We start from the raw sequence: 23330 nt of genomic DNA, 5'->3' as shown, positions 1-23330 counted from the left end.
TCGCTAGAGCGGCGTCAAATCGACCGCGCCGCCCATTTCCGCCATCAAATCCCTGAGTCGCGCCGCCTGCGTTCGCGGCAGGGCAAGCACCAAGAGGCGCTGCGCCCTCGACGCACCGACGTAGATCTTGCGCGCTTCCTCGTTATCGACTGCGGCATCCCCTGTAAGGAAATCGAGGATGCCCTTGGCGGTGCTCGGTGACATCACCACGCAGACCGCGGGAAACTCCATGCCCTTCACGCTATGGATCGTGCGCGCGGCATGGCCCGATGGGGACGCGGCCGACAGAGCTTTACCGAGATCGCCGTTGCGACGAAGACGCTGGTTGATGGACTGGCCACCAGGCGGCAGAAGTGGTGCGAGCAACCGACGCGCCTGATCGTGCCACTCCTCAACAGTCGCGAACCTCTCCGGGGTGAATTGGAGCGCCTGAGCCAGGGCGAGTGCTTCGGGACGCCACGCGTCCGGGCTGACATCCGCGTCCGCAAGATGCTGATGATAGGTCTTGCCACTCATCTGGCCACCCAGTTCGAGCATAATCCGATGGATCGCAACGAGCGCCTCCTTCCGATCACCAAGTTCGGATGAAAAATGGAAATCGCTCACCGCGACGGCGAGCCTGTAGCTGAGGTCTTGCACCCCGGAATCCTGTGGATGTCCGAGCGCATTTGCGCCGGTCCGGCGTGTCGCCGAAACAACTGGGCAATCTCGCGCCTCAAGCCCCATCGCCATCACGAGCTCCCGAAACTTAGTTCCGATAGTGGCTGGAACGCCTCTCCCCGAATAGGATAGGATCTGGATTGCAGTCGGTTCATCGCGATGCTCTCCCAGCGCTTCGTCGATTGCGGCACGCATATTGGGCGCGCGTAACGCAACCATCCCTTTCGTTATATGCCTACTGGAGCGGAAGTTTCCGCTCATCGGCAGGCGCTCATCCGCACCGAACTCTTCTGCGAATTGGCCAAGCTCGCGCGTGACGCCGCCCCGAAAGCCGTAGATCGCTTGGTTCGGGTCGCAAATCACCTTCACCGGCACGCCCGCGGCGCGGAACGACGTTATGATCTCTAGGTCGACCGGATTGCAGTCCTGCGCCTCGTCGACAATCAGCTCGAGGAAGCGCGCCGCAAAGGCCGGGCCAAGGATTGCGCCGCATGCCGGATCGCGCAGCCGGGCGAGCGCCACGGAGCGCGCATCAGCGAAGTCGAGTTCGCCGCGCTGAAGGAAACGCGCACGCGCATTTCGTGCCGCCGTCTCGTACGCCTTGACCTTCCCCCGAAATCCATAACGCCGGATCCTGGCGGGGATCGCTCCCCCCGTCGCAGGGTCGAAGCACTCCAGAGGCAAGGCCTGTGCACCGGCGAACGGCTGTATCGCACGGTGGTCCTTATCCGGGATAAGTCTCGGTTTTGCAGCGCAGCCGTCGACGCCGAACGGCGCGATGAGAAATTGCCAGAGAAACGCGTCGAACGTCCCGATGAAGTGCGGGAATGCCGGTGTCTCGACAATACCCTCTCGACGCAGCCGATGCTCCAGCTCGGAAACTGCGGCGATGGTGAAGGAGAGAAAGGCGATACCGCGACCGGTCGGTCGTCCGCCTAGAAGTTTACGTGCACGCTCGACCATCACGCGGGTCTTGCCAGCGCCCGGGCATGCTGCGATGAACGCCGAGCCCGGATGATCGATCACCCGCTGCTGTTCATCAGTCGGTTTGAACGCCCGAGCAATCACGTCACAAGCGCCTTGATCGCCGCTTTCAGATAGGTCGGCACCGTGAAAGCCTTGCCGCTGTTGATTTCCTCAGCAATGAGCTGGGCAAAATCACCCTTGCGGGTGGTCTCGAAGAGCTTCTGGATCGCCACCGCCTGAGCAGTCCCAGCCTGCGCTACCGCCGCATCCCATTTCTCGGCTGATCGTTGGTGAAGCTTGACGTAGACTTCCTTGAGCAGAGCCGAATTGCCCGCGCGGACCAGTTCCGTCTCTAGTGAATAGTCGTTGATGACGACCTCAACGAAATCGCCTGCACCGAGCGTCGCGATCATCGCCTCGAGGTCGCGTTTGCGTTTGATGCCCCGGCTCGTCGCGCCTTCTGCCACCTCGCCACCGTCGCCGTCCGTCAGAACGACAAGCCGGTCTGCGATCCGGACCTCATTGAATGCCGAAATAAGCAGCTTGACGTACGGCTGAAAATCAACGCCGTTGATCGGCACAAAGACCGCAGAGCGGAACAGGCGGAGACTATCCGCATCATGCTTCAGGACGATCTTCTTCGCAATGACAGGAAGCAGAAGCGCTTCTGCAATGCCTTCGACTAGAAGCACGCGCCCTCCGAACAGCAAAGCCGATTTGGTCACGTCCAGATAGCGATCGACCTTGCGGCGTTCGAGAGGGTCGAGCGCCAGCGCCGCGAGCGGGATGCAGCGCGTTTCCCGCCTCGGCCCGCCCACCGGTATCACTGAGTTCGGCTCGATCTCAGCGGGAACGAGCGCGTCAGGTTCGTCTTCTCCGACTCTCGATGCGGTCGCCGGGAGAAAAGAGCGAAAAAAGACGAGCTTCTCGCTTTCCACCCATGCCGACAGGTTAGGCGAATGGGTCGCAACGATCACCTGAAGCTCGCCCGCCGGTCCCAGGCTTTCGACACGCTGCTTGCGCGAGTTCTCGGCCTGCTCATCAAGGAAGCTGAGCACCGCGGCCTGAAGCTGTGGGTGAAGATGCGCTTCCGGCTCCTCCACAAGGAAGAGAGTCAGGTCGGCGGCATTGACCTTCTCGAGCTCGACCGCGATCGTGGCCATGTAGAGAAGGTTCGCGTAGCCGTGCCCCGAATAGCGAAGGTCTTCCGGTTCGACGCCGTGATCGGAAAGCTTGAAGCGAAGATCGCGCGCGATATCGATGAGTTTCTCGTCGCTGGCAAAACCCAGAGATGCGGCTTGACGGCGAACGCCGGCCGTCAACGCGCTCAGTCCCTCCTCCACCGCGCCACTGACCTTCTCGAGGATTTCCGCTTCCGCGCCACGTCGCAGCGCTTTGGCTAGCTCTTCCGGATCTCCGCCTTCGAGAAAGTGGTTGAGCAGCGCGTAGATGCGGGTCGGGTTGCCCGACGCGAGCGCACGCTTCGCGTCACGCAACGGCGGTAGGTAGACGTGTCGGACCATCTCGTGGCAGCCTGGCTCTGGATTGCCCCGCTGGTGCCCCGCCCACAAGACTGGTCGCACCGGGAAGCGGCCCGTGCTTTCGTCATATGTGAGACCGAACACGCAGCCGGAAATCGCAGCGTCCGTCGCAGCCGAAATCATCCGGCCCTGCTGCGCGGCATTCAGCTCGGTGAACGTCGCGGTCAACTCGAATTTTCTGTCCGCGTTTCCAAACCGGATATCCGTCGTCTCGCAATAGAGCTCGCGTCGCCCGCCGAGCGGCGCGGTCAGGAGCCGTATCGCATCGATGGCGTTGCTCTTACCGCCGTTGTTCTCTCCGACCAGTATTGTCAAACCCTTGCGGAAGGGAATCTCGGACTCACCGAACGAGCGAAAACTATTCAAACCGATTCTTTGAAGATACATTCCCCCTCCCCCGGATAGGTCGCCAAACGACCTGAATCTCTGCTCTATCTGAACAGAGGCATTGTCGATCGCCAATGGAACCCGCTCCCAAAAGTGTCGACGAACGGTTTCGCAATCGGATTACCCAGCTTGAGGGCGACCGCGCCACTTCCGTTGTCGAGCACTCAGTGTGCTGCTCCACCCAGAATCCCCACTGACCCTGTCCCGAGAATTCCCCACCGATGAGAATGCGAGGAACTCGCGGCACGCGAAGCGGCGGCTGGCGACGTTCTCAATTATTCGACGCAGCTTTCTTATGTCGGTCCCCGAAGTCGGACAGGCCGCTAACGCCATTGCTGAACATTGTCATCAGCGTCAAAGGCGGTCGGCCGAAATGATTTCCGCGAGGGATATTGGCCGGGAGGAGATCATCAGCTTCAGAGCAGCAACCGGCGGAAAGCTAACGGCCCGCCATACCGCTTGCGCCATGTATAGAACGTCGCATCGCTGATCCGTGCTTTCGGCAGAGCTACACCACCGGGATCCCCGCCTGGTGCTTCAGCACCGCGGTGATCTGCTCCTTCGCTGTATCGGCTCTTATTCATCTCCGTCTCTTTCCGATGGAGTCGATTTCAACCGAGGGCCACTTCAGGGAGAAACGTCATTTTTCGCAAGCACTCAGCGCGAATTGAATCACAGCGTTCAATAAAATATGGCTTTCAGCCCTGAGGTGCTCTGTAGGCATCCGCAGATGAGCCAGAATTCAAATCTATATTCAGATTTTTTTGTCCCACCAAGAGAAGGCGGCAAGAATCAAACGGGCAAACCGAAGTACGGCCACAGTCGGCAATCAGTGAGTCTGCTCAAAGGCACATTTGATCGCCAAGGGATCGAATCCGACGCAATTACGATCGCCTGACATACATCACCCGAGAGATGAGCCTCCAGATTGCGGGCACCTTCTCGGCCCTTGGCCACAAGGACTGCGCCCTCCCAGTCTGTGCTTCTGATCCGCACAACATCCTGGTCCACCGTCTCCAAGAAAAGGTCGTCTCGCCCGGGCAGCGCTTCACCCAACGGTGGTGCTTCCGCCTCTTCGAGAACTTCACCGGAAATCACGGAGGCATGCAGCTTCTTCAAGTCGTCCTCCGAGACATCCGAAGGCTGCAAGACATTTGAGGCGAGCTGACGTTTCCCCGAAATTAGCCGATGAAGCAGACAGTCAAAAGATCCCGGTCCGAGTGTAGGGTGAATCGCCAAGGGCAAGTGAATGCAGACCTGCCGCGTTTGCCCGATCCGATGCGTCCGATCGTTGCACTGCTCTTCGACAGCGGGGTTCCACCAGCGGGTCAGATGGATGACGTGGTTGGCAGCGGTCAGAGTCAGTCCGGTGCCCGCAGCGCGGGGACCTAGCAGCAGAACGTCGAATCCCTCGTCCCTCTCGAGATGTCGCTGGAATCGCCGCGTGATCTCGCGTCGGTCGTTGACCGATGTGCCGCCGTTGATGATCATGACCTCAGGCAGATCGAACTCGATCTTTAGCAGTTCGGCCATCCAAGCTTGCAAGTCGAGATTCTCGACGAAGACCAATGCACGTTCTTGCCTGCTGTGGACGTAGCGCAGGACATCAAGCGCCGCCTCTGTCCGTGCCGAGGCCCCGATGAAATCGTTTGTGAGTTCGCTGTCGATGATTCCCGGGTGTGCCGATACCCGCCGGATGTGCTGGAGCACAGGTAAGATACCGCCGGTCTTGGCGCGAGCTTCGTCATAGCGGATGGCTTGGCTGGGCGGCATCGGGCGCGCATACAGAAAACGGACCTTCGGTGGGATCGTGGGATCGGCCTCTACCTTGGTGCGTCGCTGGCAAAGCGGCGTGCATCCGGGCGGCGCCGTAAAGAGGGCCCGTCGAAGCTGATCCAGTCGATCACCTTGTGGCCGTTCAAAAAGGCGGTTGAACCCAGAAAGAGCTCCCAGGGCGCCCGGTGCGATCGCGTCAATGACCGACCACAGATCCTGACTTCGGTTCTCGATCGGCGTTCCGGTGAGACCAATTCGGAACTCCGCGTTGACGCCCTTTACAGCTATCGCCCGCTGCGTCCGTGGATTCTTTGCGAACTGTATCTCGTCGAATACTGCGACACTGAAGTGAAGCTGGTTCAAGCTAACGGCGTAGTTGGCAAGGGTCTGGTAGGTCGTGATGACCACCCCTATCACCCCCTCAACCGGCGAAACGTCAAGGTGCACTTCACCGTCACCGATGTCGCGTCCGCGCTCTTTTCTCCATTCGGAGATAGTGCCACCGTAGAACCGATGGACGGGTCCAAGGGCGTCTGCTGTGAGGTGCATTTCTATCTCGTCCTGCCAGTTGCGCAGAAGCGAGGTCGGCGCAACAATCAGGATCGGCGCTCGTGGCGTTCGGCCCGCCTTCATCTCTTCGGTTAGCCACGTGAGGAACGCGAGCGTCTGGAGCGTCTTGCCGAGTCCCTGCTCGTCTGCATTGAGAAGACCCGGCATCCCAGCCTTCCAGGCCGCAATCTGCCAGTTGAAAGTGCGCTTTTGGTAGGCGCGCAGCCCAGAGCTGACAGCCGCGGGAAGTTCCGCGGCGCCCGAAAAACGCGGTCGCGCATTGGCAAAGTAGTCGAGGTCGAGCAGGTTATCCCTGATAAGCGGCAGAAAAGCCTCGGCGGGATCGATCGTCGAATCCTCTGCTGCCTTCAGCATGGCTAGGCGGCGCTTTAACGCCTCGAGGACAACGGGCTGGACGGGAATGTCACCGACGTTTAGCGCGAGGACCTTCTCACCGGCTAGGAGCGCACGCTGCATCTGGTTGATCACGCCTTCAACCTCGACGTCCGCAATCGCCCCGAGCAATTCCCCTAAGGTGAACTCGACCGTCTTCGGCAGCCAGGGCAGTCCGGAGCCCGGCCCGAGCTCCATCTCGAGCGGTACCACGAGCCCGATCTCGGTCACGCGTGCGGACCAACGATCGGTTTCGGCCCACCCCTCCTCCAACGCTGCGGCAACCAGTTCGGCAGCCTGTTCGGGCGCAGTGCCATCTTCAATCCGTCCTGCTTTGCGGAAATGGCGCTCAAGTGCCTCCTCTATTAAGCGAGGCGCATGGTCGATGAACGCACGACGCTGTGCGTCCGTCCCCTTCATGGCCTTGGCCACGACCTCGAGGACAGGGGCCGCGCTAGCGTCGATTACCGCGTAGCTTCCGTCAGCAAGGCGATAGGCAGGCAAGGCGCCGCGCTTGGCCACCGCCGCTTGAAAGCTCGCGAGAGCTTCGCCCTCAAGCACAGGGCCGGCTTCGCCATCGTCACCGCTGTCACTGCCGATCGGCACGGGCACAAAAGCGGCCGGATCGTTATCGCAGACGTCGAGGCCGATGCGCGACACTGGTACGAGCCTGAGGTCGCGCAGGAACCTGTCGGGGTCTGCATGTTTCGCTGCCTTGCCAAGGCTTGTACGGAACGCAGCGAGTGCCCGCCAATGCTCGGGAAGCGGCGCGGCAGCGTCGAAGCCATCGGCCACCCCGATCGCGTCGAGCAGAGAAGCGGGGATGCGGCGCCTCCTGGATGGCGCCTGTGGGAACAAAATTGCACCCTGACGTGGCACAATCTCGGTTCGTCCCGCCCTTTCCCAGTGCCATGCAAGGCGGGCATCAGGGCTCCCAAGGGTGCCTTTCATCGTCGCCGCGAAGACCAAATCTTGTTCGAATGACGGCAGCCCCAGAGCGGGGGCGAAAGCCTCCTCAATGCGGGCCACAAGCATGTGCGAGAGCGTCAAGCTGGTCGGGCGAAACACACTTTGTGCGCCTTCCGGGTCCAGCGACCGGACCCGAGCGAGTGCAAGTGCCAGCTCTTGATCGTCCTGCCGCGCCTCGCGCAAGTCAGCAACCGACCTCCGACGGAGACGCGACCACAGCCCCGCGCCACCACGCCTAGGAGCCAGGAGGATCCCCGTGGGTGTAGCCTCCACAAACACTAGTCCGGTCATCGAAGCCGCTCGCGCACCCATTGCTGCCAATTGCCGAGGTGAGCCTTGGTGTTCCGGCGATCTTCGACCGGAAGCGTAATATCTTGGTCTTTGTAGCTTTCTCGGTAAAGCTCCGGCCTGACGGGAAAGCCCGGATCGAACACATGAACGCGGTAATCGTGCGACCCCTCAACAACGATCCGTTCGCCTGCCCGCATCACCAGCAGCGAAGTCGTCTTGCGCCCGCCCTCCTGCCGTCCAAAAGCCCTGTAGGCCGGGTCGCCGGTGGCGCGAAACCGCCGCTCCGCCTCGTCTTTCGCCGCCGGGTGCAGCGCAGGCCAAGCCTCAGTGACCACCCCCTCACGATAGAGCGAGGTCCACAGCAAGCGCCGCTCGCGCCAAGTGTTGCGCTTGGCGATCTCCACCGTCGAGATAACCTCCATGAAGGCGTCGATACTGCGCTCCGCGAGCCAAGAAAGAACCACCCTCCGAGTTGAGTCCTTCGCCCGTAGCCAGTGGCTGGACCCGCCCGGCAGCCTTGGATCGCCTGCATGTATCAAGCTCCACTTCAACACGCCCCTGCGCAGAGCCTCAGGGGCATTCCGGTCGCGCCACGGCGCCAGCAGGACATCGAGCGCGCGAACCAGTCCAACATCTCCGATTCCCTGGCCTTCTTCGGGGCGACACCAACTCATAATGCGCCCGGCCAAGTCCAGCGTTACCGGCGGCGGAAATTGCCGCAGGATTTCGTCGCCGACCGCCGAGGCGAACCCCGGTGCGTGGGGTTCGGAAAAGCCGAGCTCCTTCATCCGCGCATTAGGATCGACAGCGCACACCACTCTCGCGGCCAGATCGTGCGCGCCGCTGTCGGGCCGTACTATCTCCGGCACGCGCTCAAGAATATCGGCGAATGGCGGCGGCAAATCTGCTGCGCGCGCTGCCACTATGGAAGCCGTCCGGGCAGTATGCGCAGCTCCGGGTCGCCAGCCTTCGAGAAAACCTTCCGAGAAAGCAACAAGCAGCCCAGGTCGCACGGTCAGCCACGCCTCGCGCGCAAGAAAATCCAACAGCATTGGCGGCTCCGTGAGTCGCCCTGACGCCGCCGCGCGCATCAAAGGAGCGATCTCGGCCTCAGTCGAACCTGACCAGTCATGCCGCTTGATCCGGTCTACGCAGCGGTGGGCCAAAACGTCGAGCTCGACGGTCTTAGCAAGCGAAGGCGCAGGATAACGATCACGGATGGACACGCACACTTGCTTCAGCCGCGCAGGATCGGCCTTGTGGCCCGGCGGCTCGGCCGAGAGACCCGTCAGCACCGCGCGCAGGTTCATGGCGAGTTTCCGCCGCCACGCAGTGCCGCATCGATTTTGGCGATGTCGTCGACCCGTGCTGGGCGTACCATGATAAAGCGCAGGTCTATTCGGCGGTTGAGGCTCTTTCCTTCGGGCGTTGTATTACCGGCGATCGGTCGGTCTTCTCCGTAGCTGGCGACAGATAGCACTGGCTGGTGTTCGAGGTTTTGGTGGTCGATCAGCCGGGGAATATGCCCTGTCATTACGTTATAGGTCGTTAGGGCTCGAGCAGCGCCGAGGTTCACGTTTAAACTTCGACTGCCATCGCTATCGGCGTGTCCTTCGATCTGCAGCGATTCGATGACGGCGCGGCCCGCGTTGCACGATTCAGAAAACGCGGACTGCGCCCCGATTGTATAACATGGAAGGACCGCGTCGATGATCTCAGCGATCCGGCGGACCTTGGCTGACTTGTCATTCGCTAGATCCGATTGGCCTCCAACAAATAGTCCTTCGCCGACAAATTGCAGCGCATCCTCCGATGGGCTCAAACGGACCCTAAGCTCGGGAAACTCCGTGTCGATACGCGTTTGCAGTACAGTAAGGAGGCGCCGCCTGACCTCAGCAACTTCGGCGTTATACTGCTCAAGCTTGTCGCGCTTCGCGGCTTGCAGCTTGCCCAAGTCTCGGTTCAGCGCAGCGTTTTCCTTCAAGAGGACTTCGATCTGCCTGTCTTTCTCTGCAAGAACCTTCGCTTCATCGATTTTGGGCCGCAGCTGGCTCGCGAAGAACGCTAGGAGGATCAGGAGGATGAACAAGATGCTGACCGTCATGTCGGTCATCGTGACAAAGGCGGACTCGTCCTCCTGATCTTCAACTAGCTGGGGCTCGGCATGTCCCCTCATTGTGGAACGTCCCCTGCGTCGCCTCGGCTTTCCTCTGAGGCAGGCTCGAAGGCTCGAGCGCTATCGATCACTGCTTGCAGCCGCTGCAACGCATCCGCATAGTCATCGTGAACTCTGGAGGAGAATCTAGAGACTTTCTCAACTGCGGCGTCGAGATTGCGGCGATAGCTGTCGAGCGCGCGCGCCATGTCGCTATCATAGACCTTCGCGCGGTCTTCAAAGGCTTCGACCTGTGCCTGCATTGCTTCGCCCGCAACCACAATCGCATCCGACTGGCGGGCCAGAGCTTCGCGAGCCTTCTCGACTAGCTCGACGCTCGACTGAGCGATGATGCGACTAGCTTCGCCCGTACCCCTGATGCTCTCGGCAAGCGGAGCAGCGGCCGTGGCCAAGATTTCTCCGGCCTTCGCCAGCTCTCCCGCGACCATCTCGATTCGCCGCGAAACGGCATCGAGCCCGGCAGTCGTGTTGGCCATGCCGGACGCCGCCGTTTCCATCCTCTTGCTCGCCTCGGTCACGGTTTCGGAAAGTGTAGCCGACATTTCGCGCCCGACACTCTCCATGACTCGCGCGGCCTCGGAGCCACCGGCCTCTGCCGCCGTGCGTAGAGGCTCGGCGATTGCCGCGATCAACTCCGTATTGAGTTTGGCCATATGCCTCCGCGTCTCGGCAGCTTCCTCGAGTTGTCGTTGCGCCAGCGCCTCAATGCTGATGAATTGCAGCCGATCCTCGAGTGCGTTGGCGAGCCTGCTGATCGCCCTATCGACGCCAGCGTCGCACCACCGAATTGAGGCGATCATCGCGATCGAAGCGAAAAGCCCTGACAGCGACATTATGAACTTCGCTGATGCCACCCTAAGAAGCTGGTTCAGGGCATCAGCCATGGCGCTCTCGTTCGCGCCGTGACTTGCTCTCTCAAGCGTGAAGCTGGTCTGTTGCAACGCTGCTACAAGGCCCAGGAAGGTCAGAAGCAGCCCGACCGAAACGAAGAGCCCAGGCCAGAAGCGCCACCCGCGAAGCCCGAAACCTAGGTTTCCGGCGTTGAAAAAGGCCGCGGGCCGGATCGCATTACGAATTACGCCGCCCTCCTCGGCAGGCTCGACAAGTGTCTCGCGGTACTCAATCCAGACCGCATGGAGACGCCGCCTAGGTCCTGCAGAACGCGACCACCGATCGGCCAGTTCGGTGGTGATCTCCGGGAACCGAAGCGCGAAGTCGTACTCTTCTCGGGCCGTTTCAACTCGTTCAGCCAGTTGGTGCACAGCCCGAATTTGCCACCGAGCGCGTGCTGCCATCAGGATGATGAGCGACAAGGCTGCCGCGAATATGACGAATGAGACGAAGCCTGGTACCCAGTCCCGGGTCAACAGGTAGGCGACCTCAAGGATCAGCTCGCGTCCAAGGCGGCCTATTTCTTCGAGATTCCCCACTATAGGAGCGCTCCATCTCGATAGCCTTTGGTCGCACAACCCATGGCCCTAGCCCCGCAAAGCGCCTTTGGCATGACGTCGTCGCTGCGTGTGCGGCCCGGGATTGCGTATGTCGAACGGCCGAGAACAATCCGGGCAAAACGACTTCCCCTAGAACGTGGGGGAGATGCAGAAATCAAGGTTGCGGTATCGCCCAGCTCAGAAGAGCTCGAGAATATATCAATAGCCATGGCCCCCCCAGAGCGCGTCGTGCCTGATCATCGTTTCCATGATCCCATTACTCGTCAATGCTGCAACGCATCACAGCTCTCAACCCCTTTGCGAAGCAGACAAGCTAGCAGGGATGCTCCCTTTTCGGACACTTCGCTGCCGACGTGAACGACGAGGATAGGGGCATGGCGGAAATCATTTCCGCCTAGGTCCGAATCGCTCGATCTCCCTCCCTGAAGATCAAACCTCGTCGCACGTGACCAACCCTGACGTTCCCATCCGAAACGTAGGTCAGCCACCAGATGCCGAATCCCTTGGGCCAGCGCTGCAAGGCAAGCCCGAAGACTGGTTCCGGCGACTGGCGTTGCCAATGGCGCTGGAGAGCCATTGGCGGCGCGACCCGGTACGAGCGGGGCAGTCTGACACACCTCCCCGTCAACGGCAGGGCGCGGCGCAACGGCGGGCCTTTGCAAGTCGACCAGACGCCCATACTAAGTACTCATGGTTGACATGCACAGACATATCCCATATTCAACCAGGTATGAGAGACACGTATAAATGTTTGAAACGATTTATTATTGCAAAGTATGTTGACAATACTGAACAAAGTCCCTCCTCCGCTACCAGCCTTTTTGTCACGAAAAATCAATTGTTTGCGCACCTCTCTTAACGTGGCGACTGGGAACCATCTCTCGGTCACGGGCCGCTTGATGCGCTATCGAGGCGGAACCGCAACAGCTTCGCCCCCGATGCTCATGCCGGCCCGCCAGCGCCGTTATTTAGGCTTCAGATATTCAACAATCGCCTGCGGGAGCTGTTGCGCTTGGCCTGCGATTTCTGAACAGCTAGGCTGAGCGAGCGATAGTGCAGCACCACCGTGTGGTTGCGGTTGGCCTGCGATTTCTGAACAGCTAGGCTTCTCGGCGCCATCGAACGCGCCCGCCTGGAGTTGCGGTTGGCCTGCGATTTCTGAACAGCTAGGCTCGGGCTCAATTTTTCCCAATCCTCTGGATCGTTGCGGTTGGCCTGCGATTTCTGAACAGCTAGGCTGTCTGCAACGTTCTACACCTGCCCGGCTTCGTTGCGGTTGGCCTGCGATTTCTGAACAGCTAGGCTCGATGCTGTCTCAAACCCCTGTTTTAAAAGGGATTTGAGGCAGCACGAGCACAAAAAACCAGAGATCGCGGCTAGAAAAGTGCAATCTGTTCTGGATTTTTGTTCCGCGCCCAACGGCTCTGATCACTAAACCGAACGATATTTTCATATTGGCGATCGGTGAATTGGAAGATGAACACATCACCACGCTCAGGCAGATTGCCCTCGATGCGACGAGCATAGGTGTTAAACTGCTCTTGCCCGTTCACGAGCCTAAGATAGTTTGAGAGCTGGCTCATCTCAAAGCCCTGATCGAGCAGGAACTGGCGAAACTTCGTAGCCTGCACCCGGTGCTTTTTTGTGTCCACCGGCAGGTCGAAGGTGACGAGCATCCACATCAGCCGATAAGCGGACAAAAGCGTCGGTTCTGTCCGCTCTCCTCTTCTTTGCGTGTAAAGCGTTGTCATGATACCGTCGCGCTGGCGCGCGTCAGGCTGTTCAAGATCAACGGGTCCAGCGGCTCCGGGAGCGGCAGCCTGTTGCACTCGCCACAGAACAAGCCGCTCAGCTGCTGGGCTAGGCGGGTTGCATGCACATGAAGCGGACTCATTCCCGCAGGCGTCGGCAGGTCAAGCGATGACAGTGCTGCCAGCGCCCGTTTGGCATTCGCCGTCACCTCCGCCGTGCCATCTTTGACCAGATTGTAGACTGCGCGGTCGACGATCGGCCGGTAGGGTTCCATGAGATCATCCGCCAGCGCAAACGCATTGCCGCGATTGGCATGATGGAGACCGATCGATGGATGCAGCCCAGCGGCGCATATGCCTCGGCTCACACAGGCCCGCAGCACCGTGTAACCATAATTGAGAAGCGCGTTGGTGCCGTCACCACCTTGGTCACGGCGAAATTCAGGCCCCATCAGCCCTCGCCAATAGCGCCGGGCGGCCTGCGCCTCGACATTGTCGGGATCACCGGATCGCACCTTGCGCGCCAACACGGTGAACCCACCTGCATCGGCACCGACCGAGGTCAGCACGGCGCCCTGCATGCGGATCTTTGCCACGACGATGTCACGCCAGAACCGCTTGGCCAGCGGCTTCGGTGCACTGACCTGCGCATTGAGACGGGCGCCCTGCAGATGATTGCCTTCAAGAGGCCAGATGCAGGCAACGGGCGCGTGGTTGCGGGCGCACAACACAACCGGAACCGCGCGTTCAGACAATCGCGTGAAGACGGTGTTCGACCAGGTCAGGCCGTGGGCGTGGGCGATGACGCCCCCTATATCGTCGAGCGCGACGCGGCCGAGTTCCTCACGGTCCTTGGAGACCATCAGGAAGCCGCGATGGACAGCCACATGCAGGCCGTCGGTGGAAAGGTCGACCACACGCTGCATGGCATGAAAATGCCACTCTTGCGCGAAGTGTGCTTGCCCTGTCTTGATCCTTGGTTACCCGTCACACCCCTCCCACCACGGGCCGGGATCGAACACCTGTCCGATCTCATCCACTCGAACCTGCCGGGCACGAAGCTTCTTAAGGCCTCCGGCGGTTGGAGAGATGTATTTGAAGGGGTCGGATTTGTCGGCATTGCGTGACTTCAGCGCCCCGGCTTCCGTGTGTCCAACGAGGGTGATCTGCCCGTTCAGACCAAACTTCGCGACGCGCATGATCCGCCGCTCATCCTTTTCCTCGATCGCAATGACGTCGCCCTGTTTGAGACTAAGAACCTTCCTTGCAGCCGGATTCTCGGCTCTCACGGCCGACTGCCATCCCGGCTGATGCGCGTCGAAGGTGGAAACGACCTCCGTCACCCATTTGCCGTCCGTCAATTGCCAGACGTCGAAGGAATGGTTGCTATCGCCCTTGTAGACGCGCCCTTTGCGGTCATGGATTGGGATCGTCTTGAGCGGCTCGATGATCCGAACATGACGGATGCCGGCGCGCCGCTTCTCCTGGCCGGTCTCAGGATCGGCCCAGACCTTCGCGCCGAAAATCGCGTCGCGGCGGACAAACGCGGCCACGGCCTGCTCAAACGCCTTGCCTTCGAGATCGCGGGTCGCCTGCCACAGCCGGTCGCGCAGTTCGGAATGGCCGTGCACGTTGGTGCGGATTTTCATGATGTCCGCCGCGCTTTTGATGTCACTGATCGGGATGCGTCGCACGACGAGATCGTTACCCTTATGGTCGTTTTCGCCAGTCGGGCCATAGGCGGTTTCGTTGTGCAGCTTGCCGGCCGTCTGGCCTCTGCCCCCGGCGTAACCGGCACGGCTCACCGTGCCGTGGTCCGGCTTGTGGGAGACGGTGATCGCATTCACCGACGCACGCGCATCCTCGCGGAACGTCGGCCAGGGCATATCGACCTTCACCACCACGCGCTCGTCGCCACGCTCCTCGGCGGCGCCGGATGCCGTCGCAAGCTTCTGGATCAGGGCCCGCGACGTACAGGCTATGACGATGGCGTCGATGGCGTGATGGCGGTGGTCGAGCCGGTTCTTCGACTTCTGGACGTCGCCGCCAACGATATTGTGGTCGGGCAGCAATTCGTTCAGGGCCCATTGTCGGCGCAGCATTTCCGTCATTCGGCCCGGCAGTGCGCGCACGCGGGCATGGCGCTTGAAGATGCCATCGAGGTCGGGTTCCTCATAATCGTAGAGATGGGCGAGATAGGTCAGCGCCAGTCGCGAGATATATTGCATGTCGGTGATCTGACGCGCGAGGAAACCCTCCTCGTCGCCGAAGCGCTCCATGGCGTCCTCGGCGAAACGCCATTGCTTGTTCTTGGGCAGTGTCGTCGCCCGTGCGAGGATCTCCGGATAACGCGCCCGCCATTGCGGCACCTCCGCAGGCGGGCGGTTCTTCTTCTCTCGGTTGCAGGCTGTACAGCATAGGAGTCTGTTGGCCTGGCTGTCGTCCAGCGTCTTGGAATAAGGCAGGATGTGGTCGACATCGGTCTCGCCATTGAACAGCATGTGCGGCGCTAGCACTTTGCCGCAGTAAATGCAGACACGGTTCTCGGGCTTTTCGTTAAGCTCCTCACAGAGCTTGAGACGCAATCGGTTGTAGCCTGTATCGGCCTGACCATAGGTTCCGGTGAGCTTCTCGCCGCGCGTGATCGCCTCGCGCGTGTTGCGGCCGATGATGCGATTGACCTCGTTGCGCTGCCGCTCGTTCAGCTTGAGTTCTCGGCCGACCTCAATGGCGATGCGGTCGGGCTTGCCGTATTTCCTGATGAGTGCGTTGACGACGCGGCGGAGCTGGTTCAGCGCGATGTGCACGGTCGGATTGGTGATCCGGCCTTTCACCTCATCCCAATGCGGATCGCTCTCCTCGGCTTCGCCACCGGTCCCGGGCGGGATATGGCGCTCCAGAACCTCCTGATATTTCGGCAGGCTCTCGGCGCCCTTGCGGTCGGGGTCTGCCTCTGAATTGGTGCGGCCATAGACGTTGGTGGCGGCGGCGGCCTCGGTGAGGACAAAGCCGTCTTCATCGACCTTGGTGCGCATTTCATCGATGAGGGCGGTCAGCGCCGACGCCCCCACTCGGCCGAACCCTTCCGGCACGGGCGTATCGGCGACGGCCTCGGCACGAGTTCTGTCAAGCCCCGCCTCGACTTGGAGCCAGATGACGAGGTCCGCGCGAGCGGTCGCCGTGCGCAGCTTCTCGGTGATTTCGGCCTGCGTCTGGAGCGGCAGTTTCGCCCAGCCGTTGCCGAAGCATTCCGGCTGCGACAGGCGGAAATAGACGACGTCGCCCTCAAGGTCCGTGCGGTTGTCCTTCTCCTTGTTGAAACGCGCTTCCTGCCCGAGCTTCAGCACCTTCTTGAGCTTTGAGAAGGGGATCCTGCCCTTTTTGTTCAAGCCGGTCCGCAAGGCGGTGACCAGCGCATTTCTCTGTTCCGGCGTCAGCTTGCGCTGCTGCTGGTCCTCGCCGACGATCTCAAGTTCGTTCACCTCTTTCAGAAGCCGGAATGTCTGAAACAGCGGGTGCGCCTTGGGCAGGCGGCCCTCCGCCGGGTTATAGGAGCATTTGCCGGGCAATACCGGGCGGAGCGGACGCTGGTAGAAGACGACGTCCCGGATCTCCTGGGCAATGTCCGCCGTCAGCAAGTGCGGATGAAAGCGCCGCTGACTGTCTACAATGCGGTCGAACTCGTGCTCGAGCGCTGCGCGGGAGGGATAGAAGTTGTAACCTTGGCCGTCGGCGGTCATCCGCGCACGCACGGACAGGCCCTTCTGCCGACGCATATAAAGCCACTCTCCATAGGTGCGGGCGCCGTCCTCGATGCACTTGGCTTCAAGCCTGTCGATGCCCTCCGCGATCTTGCCGCGCTCAGGATCGTTGGAATCGGTCTTGCGGTTGGATTTGAAGCCGCGCCGCTGGTTGAGATGGAAGATGGCGCGGCCGATCTCGTCCGGCGTCAGCGCTTTGTCCAACGCCCGGGTGCGCAGCGCGTAGACCGACGAGGACAGATCGCCGCCTTCGCCATCCTGCGTGTCGCACACAAGCGCCTCTTGGCTCTCGGGATCGCCCGGCATCAGGCCATATTCGGTCAGGACGTCGAGCAAGCGTCGCCGTCGCTTGAGATAGCGGTCGCGTCTGCGCCGCGCCCCGCGGGCCTCCCGTCGTGCCACAGCGAGCGACGCCTTCGACTGCGGGTCGCGTCCGGCCATATCGGACTGCGAGAAGATGCGTACGCCGCAGTCGACAATCCGGCCGTTGGGATTTCGGCCCGGTTCGCCATGCGTTTCGATGATCGCCCATCCAAGCGAGTTCGTGCCAATATCGAGGCCGAGTGTAGTGATGAGATCCGCCATGCCCTTGCCCCCGTTGCGAGAGCAGAGCGATTGACCACTCTCGCAAAAAGTGCAATGATAACGCCGTTCAGAAATCGCAGTCCAGCCGTTAACAAGCTGAGATATGCATCAGATAAGGCGCTCGCTCCGGCGGGCGCTTTTTTTGTTTTCCTGGCATCAAATCGGCCATTCTTCTGTCTTGGAACCAATTTTGGTCAAGAGCCGGCAACGGCGACGCGTCTACGACCGAATCTCTACTCTGCCGTTGATGCTACAAGCTCCTTGACTGGTTCGGGCGTTTTCGGTCGAGGCCAACCGCAGCCGATAGCCCCCTCACTGGCTAAAGTGAGGATACAAGAATAACTTCCACGCCACTGCCGAGCTGCGGGTTGGTGGAAGCAGATCTATGCGCGCGTTGCCTTTAGTCTCCCCTCGGCTGGCACTCGGGCACGGGCTCGGCCAAAGACGACATAAGCGGTCTGCTACCGGGCAATCCACGAGGGCACGAGCCTGGTTGAACTCACTGTTCGCCCCGTTCTCCCCTGTGTCGCCTTGAGGGAGGTGTCGCGGTCGGGCGGGAGGTAGGTCTTCGCGTTCAGCCCGATCTGACCGGCTTGGATCCTGTCGTACGAAACTGTATGCTCATCCGACGGGGCTTCTTTTGATTTCAATGGCTTACAGGCTCCCCCGAGAATTCAGGCTCCCTCAGCCAATCACCCCCAAGCAATTGATATTCATGCGTGATTCTGAGCCGAAAGACCGTTTCACACGGACCTGTCTCACAGAGATGTCTGACCGCTCCCGCCCCCGCACTTCATGCAACACAATCGCCAGGGTTACGTGTTCGCATAATCAGGCCGAAGGAGACGGACCGGAAAGGCCGTCAATAACCAAGAATGGCCGTTTCTCGCTGCAGGTCTCAAGACGCGCACGCACGCCGTAAACCCTGCTTAGAAGCTCTTCGGTAACGACCTTCTCCACCGCTCCGGCCGCCACCATCGTGCCGTCGGCGACGACGATCACCTGATCGCAGTAACGCAGGACATGATTGAGATCATGGAGCGCGATCAACACCAAAAGTCCCTTGCTCTTGGCAAGGTGGTGCATATGGATGAGCACCTCCACCTGCCGCGACAAATCGAGCGCCGAGGTCGGCTCGTCCATCAACAGCACCTCCGGGTCGCGTACCAACGCCTGTGCGATGGAGACAAGCTGACGCTGGCCTCCGGAAAGCTCGCCGAGCCCGCGGAAGGCGAGCTCGGAAATTCTCAGGGAGGCCATGATGTTCTCCACGCGCATGAGCTTCGCATCGGAGACATGCCAACCGGGATCGTTCTGTTTCGCCGCCAGGATGATGCTTTCGTAGACGCTGAGAGCCGCCTTCGCGCTGAAGTCCTGTGGCATATAGACGATGGCTTCGCGGGGAGGCCGCATGGCCTCAAGCTGCACATGGCCATTCCCAGAGACATGGCCGAGGATGCGCCTGAAAAGCGTCGACTTGCCGGCCGCATTGGGACCGATCACCGCCGTTACCTCGCCCCCGCGCAAGGGGCCGACGGAAACGCCAGACAGAACCCGACGCCGCCCATAGGCGGCACCGACCTGATCCAGGGTCAAGCTCACCATGATCGTCCCCGGCTCGTGAAGATCAACGAGAAGAAAAACGGCACGCCGACAAGCGCTGTGATGATCCCGATCGGCAGAACGGCGCCCGGCACGACCAGTTTGGAGATAACGGAAGCAAGCGAGAGAATGACGGCGCCGCACAGCATTGCACCGGAGAGAAAGAAGCGCTGGTCCTCTCCCATCAGCATGCGTGCGATATGCGGGCCGACAAGACCGACGAAACCGATGGTGCCGACGAAGGCAACGGGAACGGCGGCAAGCAGACTCACCGTCAGCATGGTCTCCAGACGCAGGCGGCGCACATTGACGCCGAAGCTCGCCGCCTTGTCGTCTCCCAGCCGCAACGCGGTGAGTGCCCAGGAATGACGCATAAAGAGAGGGAGCGTTACGACCAGGATCGCGGCCGTGATGGTGACGCTCGACCAGGTAGATTTCGTCAGGCTGCCCATCGTCCAGAAAACGACGGCGGCAAGGGCTTGCTCGCTGGCGATATATTGCAGAAGCGCCATCAGTGCGTTGAAGGTGAAGACGAGCGCGATGCCGAGAAGGATCATCGTCTCGACGCTCACACCCCGCATGGTCGAGGCAAAGTGGATGAAGAGCGCCGCCAGGATCGCCATGACGAAGGCGTTACCGGGGACCATCCAATCCCCAGCCACCGGAACGAGGGCCACGCCGGCGACGAGCGCCAGCGAGGCACCGAAGCCCGCCGCCGCGGAGATGCCGAGCGTAAAGGGGCTCGCGAGCGGATTGGCGAGGATCGTCTGCATCTGCGCACCCGCGACGGAGAGCGCAGCACCGGCAACCACCGCCATTATGGCTACCGGCAATCGAATCTCCCAGACGATGACCTTGAGCTGGGCAGAGACATCATCCGGGCGAAAGAGCGCGGAGACGACCTCGCGGAAGGAATAACTCGCCGGACCGAGAGCGATATCGCAGACGAGGCAGCCGAGGAGCAGTGCCGACAGGCCGAAGAGCACCATTATGCGCCGAGCGACGAGTGCGCGATAGTGGCGCCGTATCACACCCTCCCGCGCAAAGCGCGAATTCTCTGCGTCAGCCACGCTCTTCATCGTCATCGGCGGCGCGCCACAACGCTGCGGCCCAGGCGGCATCGGCAACAGCCGGGCGACATCCCGTACTGCCTCTTGAAGGCCGTAGAGAAATTCGCCGCACTCGTATAGCCGGCGAGATAGGCCGCCTCGTCGATGCTGATGCCGTCTTCTTCCAGGGCGCGGCGCGCCTGGTCGAGCCGCATCGAGCGCACATAGTTGAAGACCGTCGTCCCATAAGTCGTGTGGAAGAGGCGCTGAAGCGTGTTCTCGCTAACGCCGGCCGCACTCGCCAGGGCATCGACAGTCGGCAGGGAGCCGACACTGCCGCGCAGGATCTCCTCCGCTCGGGCCAGACGCATGCGTTCCGTCCGGCTCAAGGAAGCCGCCTCCTCCTCGCCGCCTCCCCCCGCCAGAAAATCGAAGGTCGCCGCGATGATGCCGAGCACCGAGCTTTCGATATGCAGCCGGCGCAGCCACGGCTGGAACCCCCTGGAGGCTGCGATCTCCTCGGCCCGCGAAAGGATCGCACGGCCGGGGGTCCAGGCGGCGAATGCCAGGTGGCGGTTGCAGAAATCCTCAACCTCGCGGGCGTTGCACTGCGCAAAGAAATCGCTCGATTCAAACCATTCCGGCGTGATCGCGATATTGAGGCGGTGCAGCCGCTGCCCCTGGCGCCCCTGCCGGCGAAAGATCGCCGGTTCCGTCTGCGCCAGCGCGATCGCGACCGGCTGCGAGCCGCCCTCCCCCTCCGGCATCGGCAGGACGTGGCGCCCCACGGCGGCGTAGGTGGAGCCCCGCAGAAGGAGCTTGATGCTCAAATGCGCCGGCAGCTCCACTTCCGTCTCCAAATCCCGCTGGTTGACCACATCCGAATGATGCACATGCAGGCCCCGCCGCAGTTCGATGTTCATGAACTCGCCGCGCACCACCACGTCGCGGCCCCGCACGTCCGGGGTGTGTAGCCGAAAGCCCCGCCTTCCGTTCTGCGCGAAGCGATCAAATTCCTGCGCTGTCAGGCCGTCCACGCGTCTGGCTCCGGAGCTGCCGCCCCACTCTTTGCGGTGAGGCAAAAGATTTTGGTGCTCCCGCAAAAGGCTCGCCCGTGGCTGCGGAAGACCTCCCCGGTTATAGAATAAATCATGATCGTCACAATCATATTTTAGTCGATCATCAGGGGGATCCCGCCATGGGGAGGCGGCAGATTGTTGGAGTATGGAATGGTTCCTGGGGCAGGATTTCGACATCTTCTCATGGCGACGGCGGGCACGATCGGCCTGATGGCGGCCAATGCTGCGCTGGCGCAGGATGCCATCCCGCTGCAAGAGATTGTCGTCGAGGGAGGGACGGTCGAGACGGACACGCACTTCGTCCCGACCCGGGCCGAAACGGCGACGAAGACGGACAAGCTCCTGATCGAGACGCCGCAGGCGATCTCCGTCGTCAATCGCGAGGAATTCGAGCAGAAGGGTGCGCAGACCATCAATGAAGCGCTGCGCTACACGGCCGGCGTGCAGGCGGATCTGCGGCCCAACGACCGCTACGACATCGTGCCGGTGCGCGGTTTCGGCGCCTATCAGAACTTCGTCCAGTATCTCGACGGGCTCCGGCTCCTGCGCGGCATTTCGTTCTCGCAGCCGACCGTCGATGTCTACGATCTTGAGCGGATCGAGGTGCTCAAGGGTCCTGCTTCGGTGCTTTACGGGCAGATGTCTCCCGGCGGCTTCGTCAATCTCGTTTCGAAGAAGCCGACGGAGGAGCCGATCCACGAGGTGGCGCTGACTGCGGGATCGGACTGGTATGGCAAGGCCGGGATCGATCTCGGCGGGCCGATCACCGACGACGGCAGCCTGCTCTATCGCTTCGTCGCCTCCGGCCGCTACAACGAGAGCCGCTGGGACGACGTTGAATCAGAGCGCGTCTCCGTCTCGCCGTCTCTGACCTTCCGCCCGACGCCCGGCACGGATCTGACGCTTCTCTTCAATTACACGCAGGATCCGAAGAGCGCCTATCCGAGCTACCTGCCGTCCCTCGGCACGGCTGTGCGAAACAACGGCTATGCCTCTATCCCATACGACTTCGACGTCGGGGATCCCGATTTCGATTCCTACGAGCGCAGGGTGGCGCGCGCCGGATACGAGTTCAGCCAGGAGCTCGGCAATGTCTTCACCTTTCGCCAGAACCTTCGCTACACCCATATCGACAGCGAACATCTCGGCCTGACCGGGCGCAGCATCGCCGACACCACGATCACCCGACTCGCAGCACATCTGGACGAAGACGTCGACACTTTCGCCATCGACAACCAGCTTGCCGCCGATTTCGACGTCGGCCCGTTCCAGAACAGCCTGCTCGGCGGCGTCGATTACCAGTATGTCAGCGCGAACCGGCTGATGGGCACGGGCGCAGCACCGACGATCGATTATCTCAATCCGGAATACGGCATCGGCATCGCGGTCCCGGCCTATGCCACCGACACCGACCAGGAGACCGAGCAGCTCGGATACTATCTGCAGGATCTGATCGAGATCGGTCGGCTGAACATCGCTCTCGGCGGCCGCTACGACGATTATTCGATCGACACCGACACGACGACCATCGCAAACGGCAGTGTTTCCTCCAGCTATCAGCAGAACACCGCTTTTACGGGGCGCGTCGGAGCGACCTACCTCTTCGACAGCGGATTGGCGCCCTTTGCGAGCTACTCGACATCCTTCGAACCGCCTTCAGGGCTTGGCATCAGCGGCGGCACTGCAAGGGTCCTGGACCCGGTCGAGGGCGAGCAGTACGAGGCCGGCATCAAGTACCAGCCGGAAGGCTTCGACAGCTTCCTCATGGCCTCCGTCTACGACCTGCGCCAGGAGAACGCCGTCTCCAGCGATAGAGCCAATCCGGGTTACTATCTGCAGACCGGCGAGGTGCATTCCAAAGGCGTGGAGCTGGAAGCGAAACTCAGCCTCGACAACGGCTGGGATCTGACCGGCGCCTACACATATATCGACGCGGAAATCACCGAGAGTGCCGTCGCGGCCGAGGTCGGCAACACCCCTGCCCTCGTCCCCGAACACACTGCTTCCGCCTGGGCACATTACACCTTCCAGAAGGGCGCTCTGGAAGGCCTCGGTCTCGGGGCCGGTGTCCGCTACCAGGGCGAGACCTACGGTGCCGACGACAACAGCTTCACCGTCGACCCGGTGACGCTGGTCGACGTCGCGGCCGACTACGATTTGTCCGCACGCACGCCTTACGACGTGTCGCTCAGCCTCAGCGTCACGAACCTTCTCGACGAGGAATACGTCTCCTCGTGCAGCAGCTCCATCTCCTGTTTCTACGGGACCCGGCGCACGGCCTATGCGCGGCTCAAATACACCTGGTGAACCGGCGGACGGAGGGCGAGGCCTCTCCGTTCTCTCC

The 23330-nt window shown here is 61.3% G+C and carries 13 protein-coding genes, 1 pseudogene and 1 CRISPR repeat array; of the genes and pseudogenes, 1 reads left to right on the top strand and 13 read right to left on the bottom strand.

What is annotated here, in order from left to right; translation table 11 throughout:
• Positions 1 to 3 precede the first annotated feature (3 nt).
• The 13 genes and pseudogenes from L0F51_RS20095 to L0F51_RS01560 form a co-directional block, all read right to left on the bottom strand.
• Complete coding sequence (locus tag L0F51_RS20095) at positions 4 to 1728, bottom strand: ATP-dependent helicase (protein WP_234627660.1); 1725 nt, start codon at positions 1726 to 1728, stop codon at positions 4 to 6.
• On the bottom strand, positions 1725 to 3629 hold the full coding sequence (locus L0F51_RS01610; protein WP_234627659.1) for an ATP-dependent endonuclease: 1905 nt from the start codon (positions 3627 to 3629) through the stop codon (positions 1725 to 1727). The genes L0F51_RS20095 and L0F51_RS01610 overlap by 4 nt, the downstream gene beginning before the upstream one ends.
• 371 nt (positions 3630 to 4000) lie before the next feature.
• A pseudogene (locus L0F51_RS20090) lies at positions 4001 to 4134 on the bottom strand (transposase); the annotation flags it as partial.
• A gap of 212 nt (positions 4135 to 4346) precedes the next feature.
• Complete coding sequence (locus tag L0F51_RS01605) at positions 4347 to 7424, bottom strand: DEAD/DEAH box helicase (RefSeq protein WP_234627658.1); 3078 nt, start codon at positions 7422 to 7424, stop codon at positions 4347 to 4349.
• 104 nt (positions 7425 to 7528) lie between these two features.
• Positions 7529 to 8842 (bottom strand): EH signature domain-containing protein, encoded by a 1314-nt coding sequence (locus L0F51_RS01600; protein WP_234627657.1) that lies wholly within the window; start codon positions 8840 to 8842, stop codon positions 7529 to 7531.
• Positions 8839 to 9708, bottom strand: a complete 870-nt coding sequence (locus tag L0F51_RS01595; protein WP_234627656.1) for an OmpA family protein — start codon at positions 9706 to 9708, stop codon at positions 8839 to 8841. The genes L0F51_RS01600 and L0F51_RS01595 overlap by 4 nt, the downstream gene beginning before the upstream one ends.
• Complete coding sequence (locus L0F51_RS01590; RefSeq protein WP_234627655.1) at positions 9705 to 11138, bottom strand: hypothetical protein; 1434 nt, start codon at positions 11136 to 11138, stop codon at positions 9705 to 9707. The genes L0F51_RS01595 and L0F51_RS01590 overlap by 4 nt, the downstream gene beginning before the upstream one ends.
• A 1026-nt stretch (positions 11139 to 12164) precedes the next feature.
• Positions 12165 to 12464: direct repeats of the CRISPR family, unit length 36 nt; unit sequence GTTGCGGTTGGCCTGCGATTTCTGAACAGCTAGGCT.
• 71 nt (positions 12465 to 12535) lie between these two features.
• Entirely contained in the window at positions 12536 to 12910 is a 375-nt protein-coding gene (cas2, locus tag L0F51_RS01585) for a CRISPR-associated endonuclease Cas2 (RefSeq protein WP_234627654.1), read from the bottom strand.
• Complete coding sequence (gene cas1 / locus L0F51_RS01580) at positions 12907 to 13836, bottom strand: type II CRISPR-associated endonuclease Cas1 (protein WP_234627653.1); 930 nt, start codon at positions 13834 to 13836, stop codon at positions 12907 to 12909. The genes cas2 and cas1 overlap by 4 nt, the downstream gene beginning before the upstream one ends.
• 54 nt (positions 13837 to 13890) lie before the next feature.
• Positions 13891 to 17256, bottom strand: coding sequence for a type II CRISPR RNA-guided endonuclease Cas9 (cas9, locus tag L0F51_RS01575; protein WP_234627652.1), 3366 nt, complete (start codon positions 17254 to 17256; stop codon positions 13891 to 13893).
• 831 nt (positions 17257 to 18087) lie between these two features.
• Positions 18088 to 18861: an ABC transporter ATP-binding protein gene (locus L0F51_RS01570; RefSeq protein WP_234627651.1), complete on the bottom strand. Its 774-nt coding sequence runs from the start codon at positions 18859 to 18861 to the stop codon at positions 18088 to 18090.
• Positions 18855 to 19937 (bottom strand): iron ABC transporter permease, encoded by a 1083-nt coding sequence (locus L0F51_RS01565; RefSeq protein ID WP_234629298.1) that lies wholly within the window; start codon positions 19935 to 19937, stop codon positions 18855 to 18857. The genes L0F51_RS01570 and L0F51_RS01565 overlap by 7 nt, the downstream gene beginning before the upstream one ends.
• Positions 19938 to 19939: 2 nt before the next feature.
• Positions 19940 to 20944, bottom strand: coding sequence for an AraC family transcriptional regulator (locus tag L0F51_RS01560; RefSeq protein WP_234627650.1), 1005 nt, complete (start codon positions 20942 to 20944; stop codon positions 19940 to 19942).
• A gap of 192 nt (positions 20945 to 21136) precedes the next feature.
• On the opposite strand from L0F51_RS01560, the gene L0F51_RS01555 reads away from it, so the two are divergent.
• Entirely contained in the window at positions 21137 to 23293 is a 2157-nt protein-coding gene (locus L0F51_RS01555; RefSeq protein ID WP_234627649.1) for a TonB-dependent siderophore receptor, read from the top strand.
• Positions 23294 to 23330 lie beyond the last annotated feature (37 nt).

It is taken from the genome of Afifella sp. H1R (assembly GCF_021462425.1).
GTDB classification, from domain to species: Bacteria; Pseudomonadota; Alphaproteobacteria; order Rhizobiales; family Afifellaceae; genus Afifella; species Afifella aestuarii.
This window is presented reverse-complemented; position numbering and strand designations above follow the sequence as displayed.

What these genes read in the sequence shown, in the direction of transcription:
- L0F51_RS01600 (WP_234627657.1), bottom strand. Translation starts at nt 8,842, where the DNA reads ATGAACCTGCGCGCGGTGCTGACGGGTCTCTCGGCCGAGCCGCCGGGC.
- L0F51_RS01595 (WP_234627656.1), bottom strand. Translation starts at nt 9,708, where the DNA reads ATGAGGGGACATGCCGAGCCCCAGCTAGTTGAAGATCAGGAGGACGAG.
- cas2 (WP_234627654.1), bottom strand. Translation starts at nt 12,910, where the DNA reads ATGACAACGCTTTACACGCAAAGAAGAGGAGAGCGGACAGAACCGACG.
- cas1 (WP_234627653.1), bottom strand. Translation starts at nt 13,836, where the DNA reads ATGCAGCGTGTGGTCGACCTTTCCACCGACGGCCTGCATGTGGCTGTC.
- cas9 (WP_234627652.1), bottom strand. Translation starts at nt 17,256, where the DNA reads ATGGCGGATCTCATCACTACACTCGGCCTCGATATTGGCACGAACTCG.
- L0F51_RS01570 (WP_234627651.1), bottom strand. Translation starts at nt 18,861, where the DNA reads ATGGTGAGCTTGACCCTGGATCAGGTCGGTGCCGCCTATGGGCGGCGT.
- L0F51_RS01565 (WP_234629298.1), bottom strand. Translation starts at nt 19,937, where the DNA reads ATGAAGAGCGTGGCTGACGCAGAGAATTCGCGCTTTGCGCGGGAGGGT.
- L0F51_RS01555 (WP_234627649.1), top strand. Translation starts at nt 21,137, where the DNA reads ATGGTTCCTGGGGCAGGATTTCGACATCTTCTCATGGCGACGGCGGGC.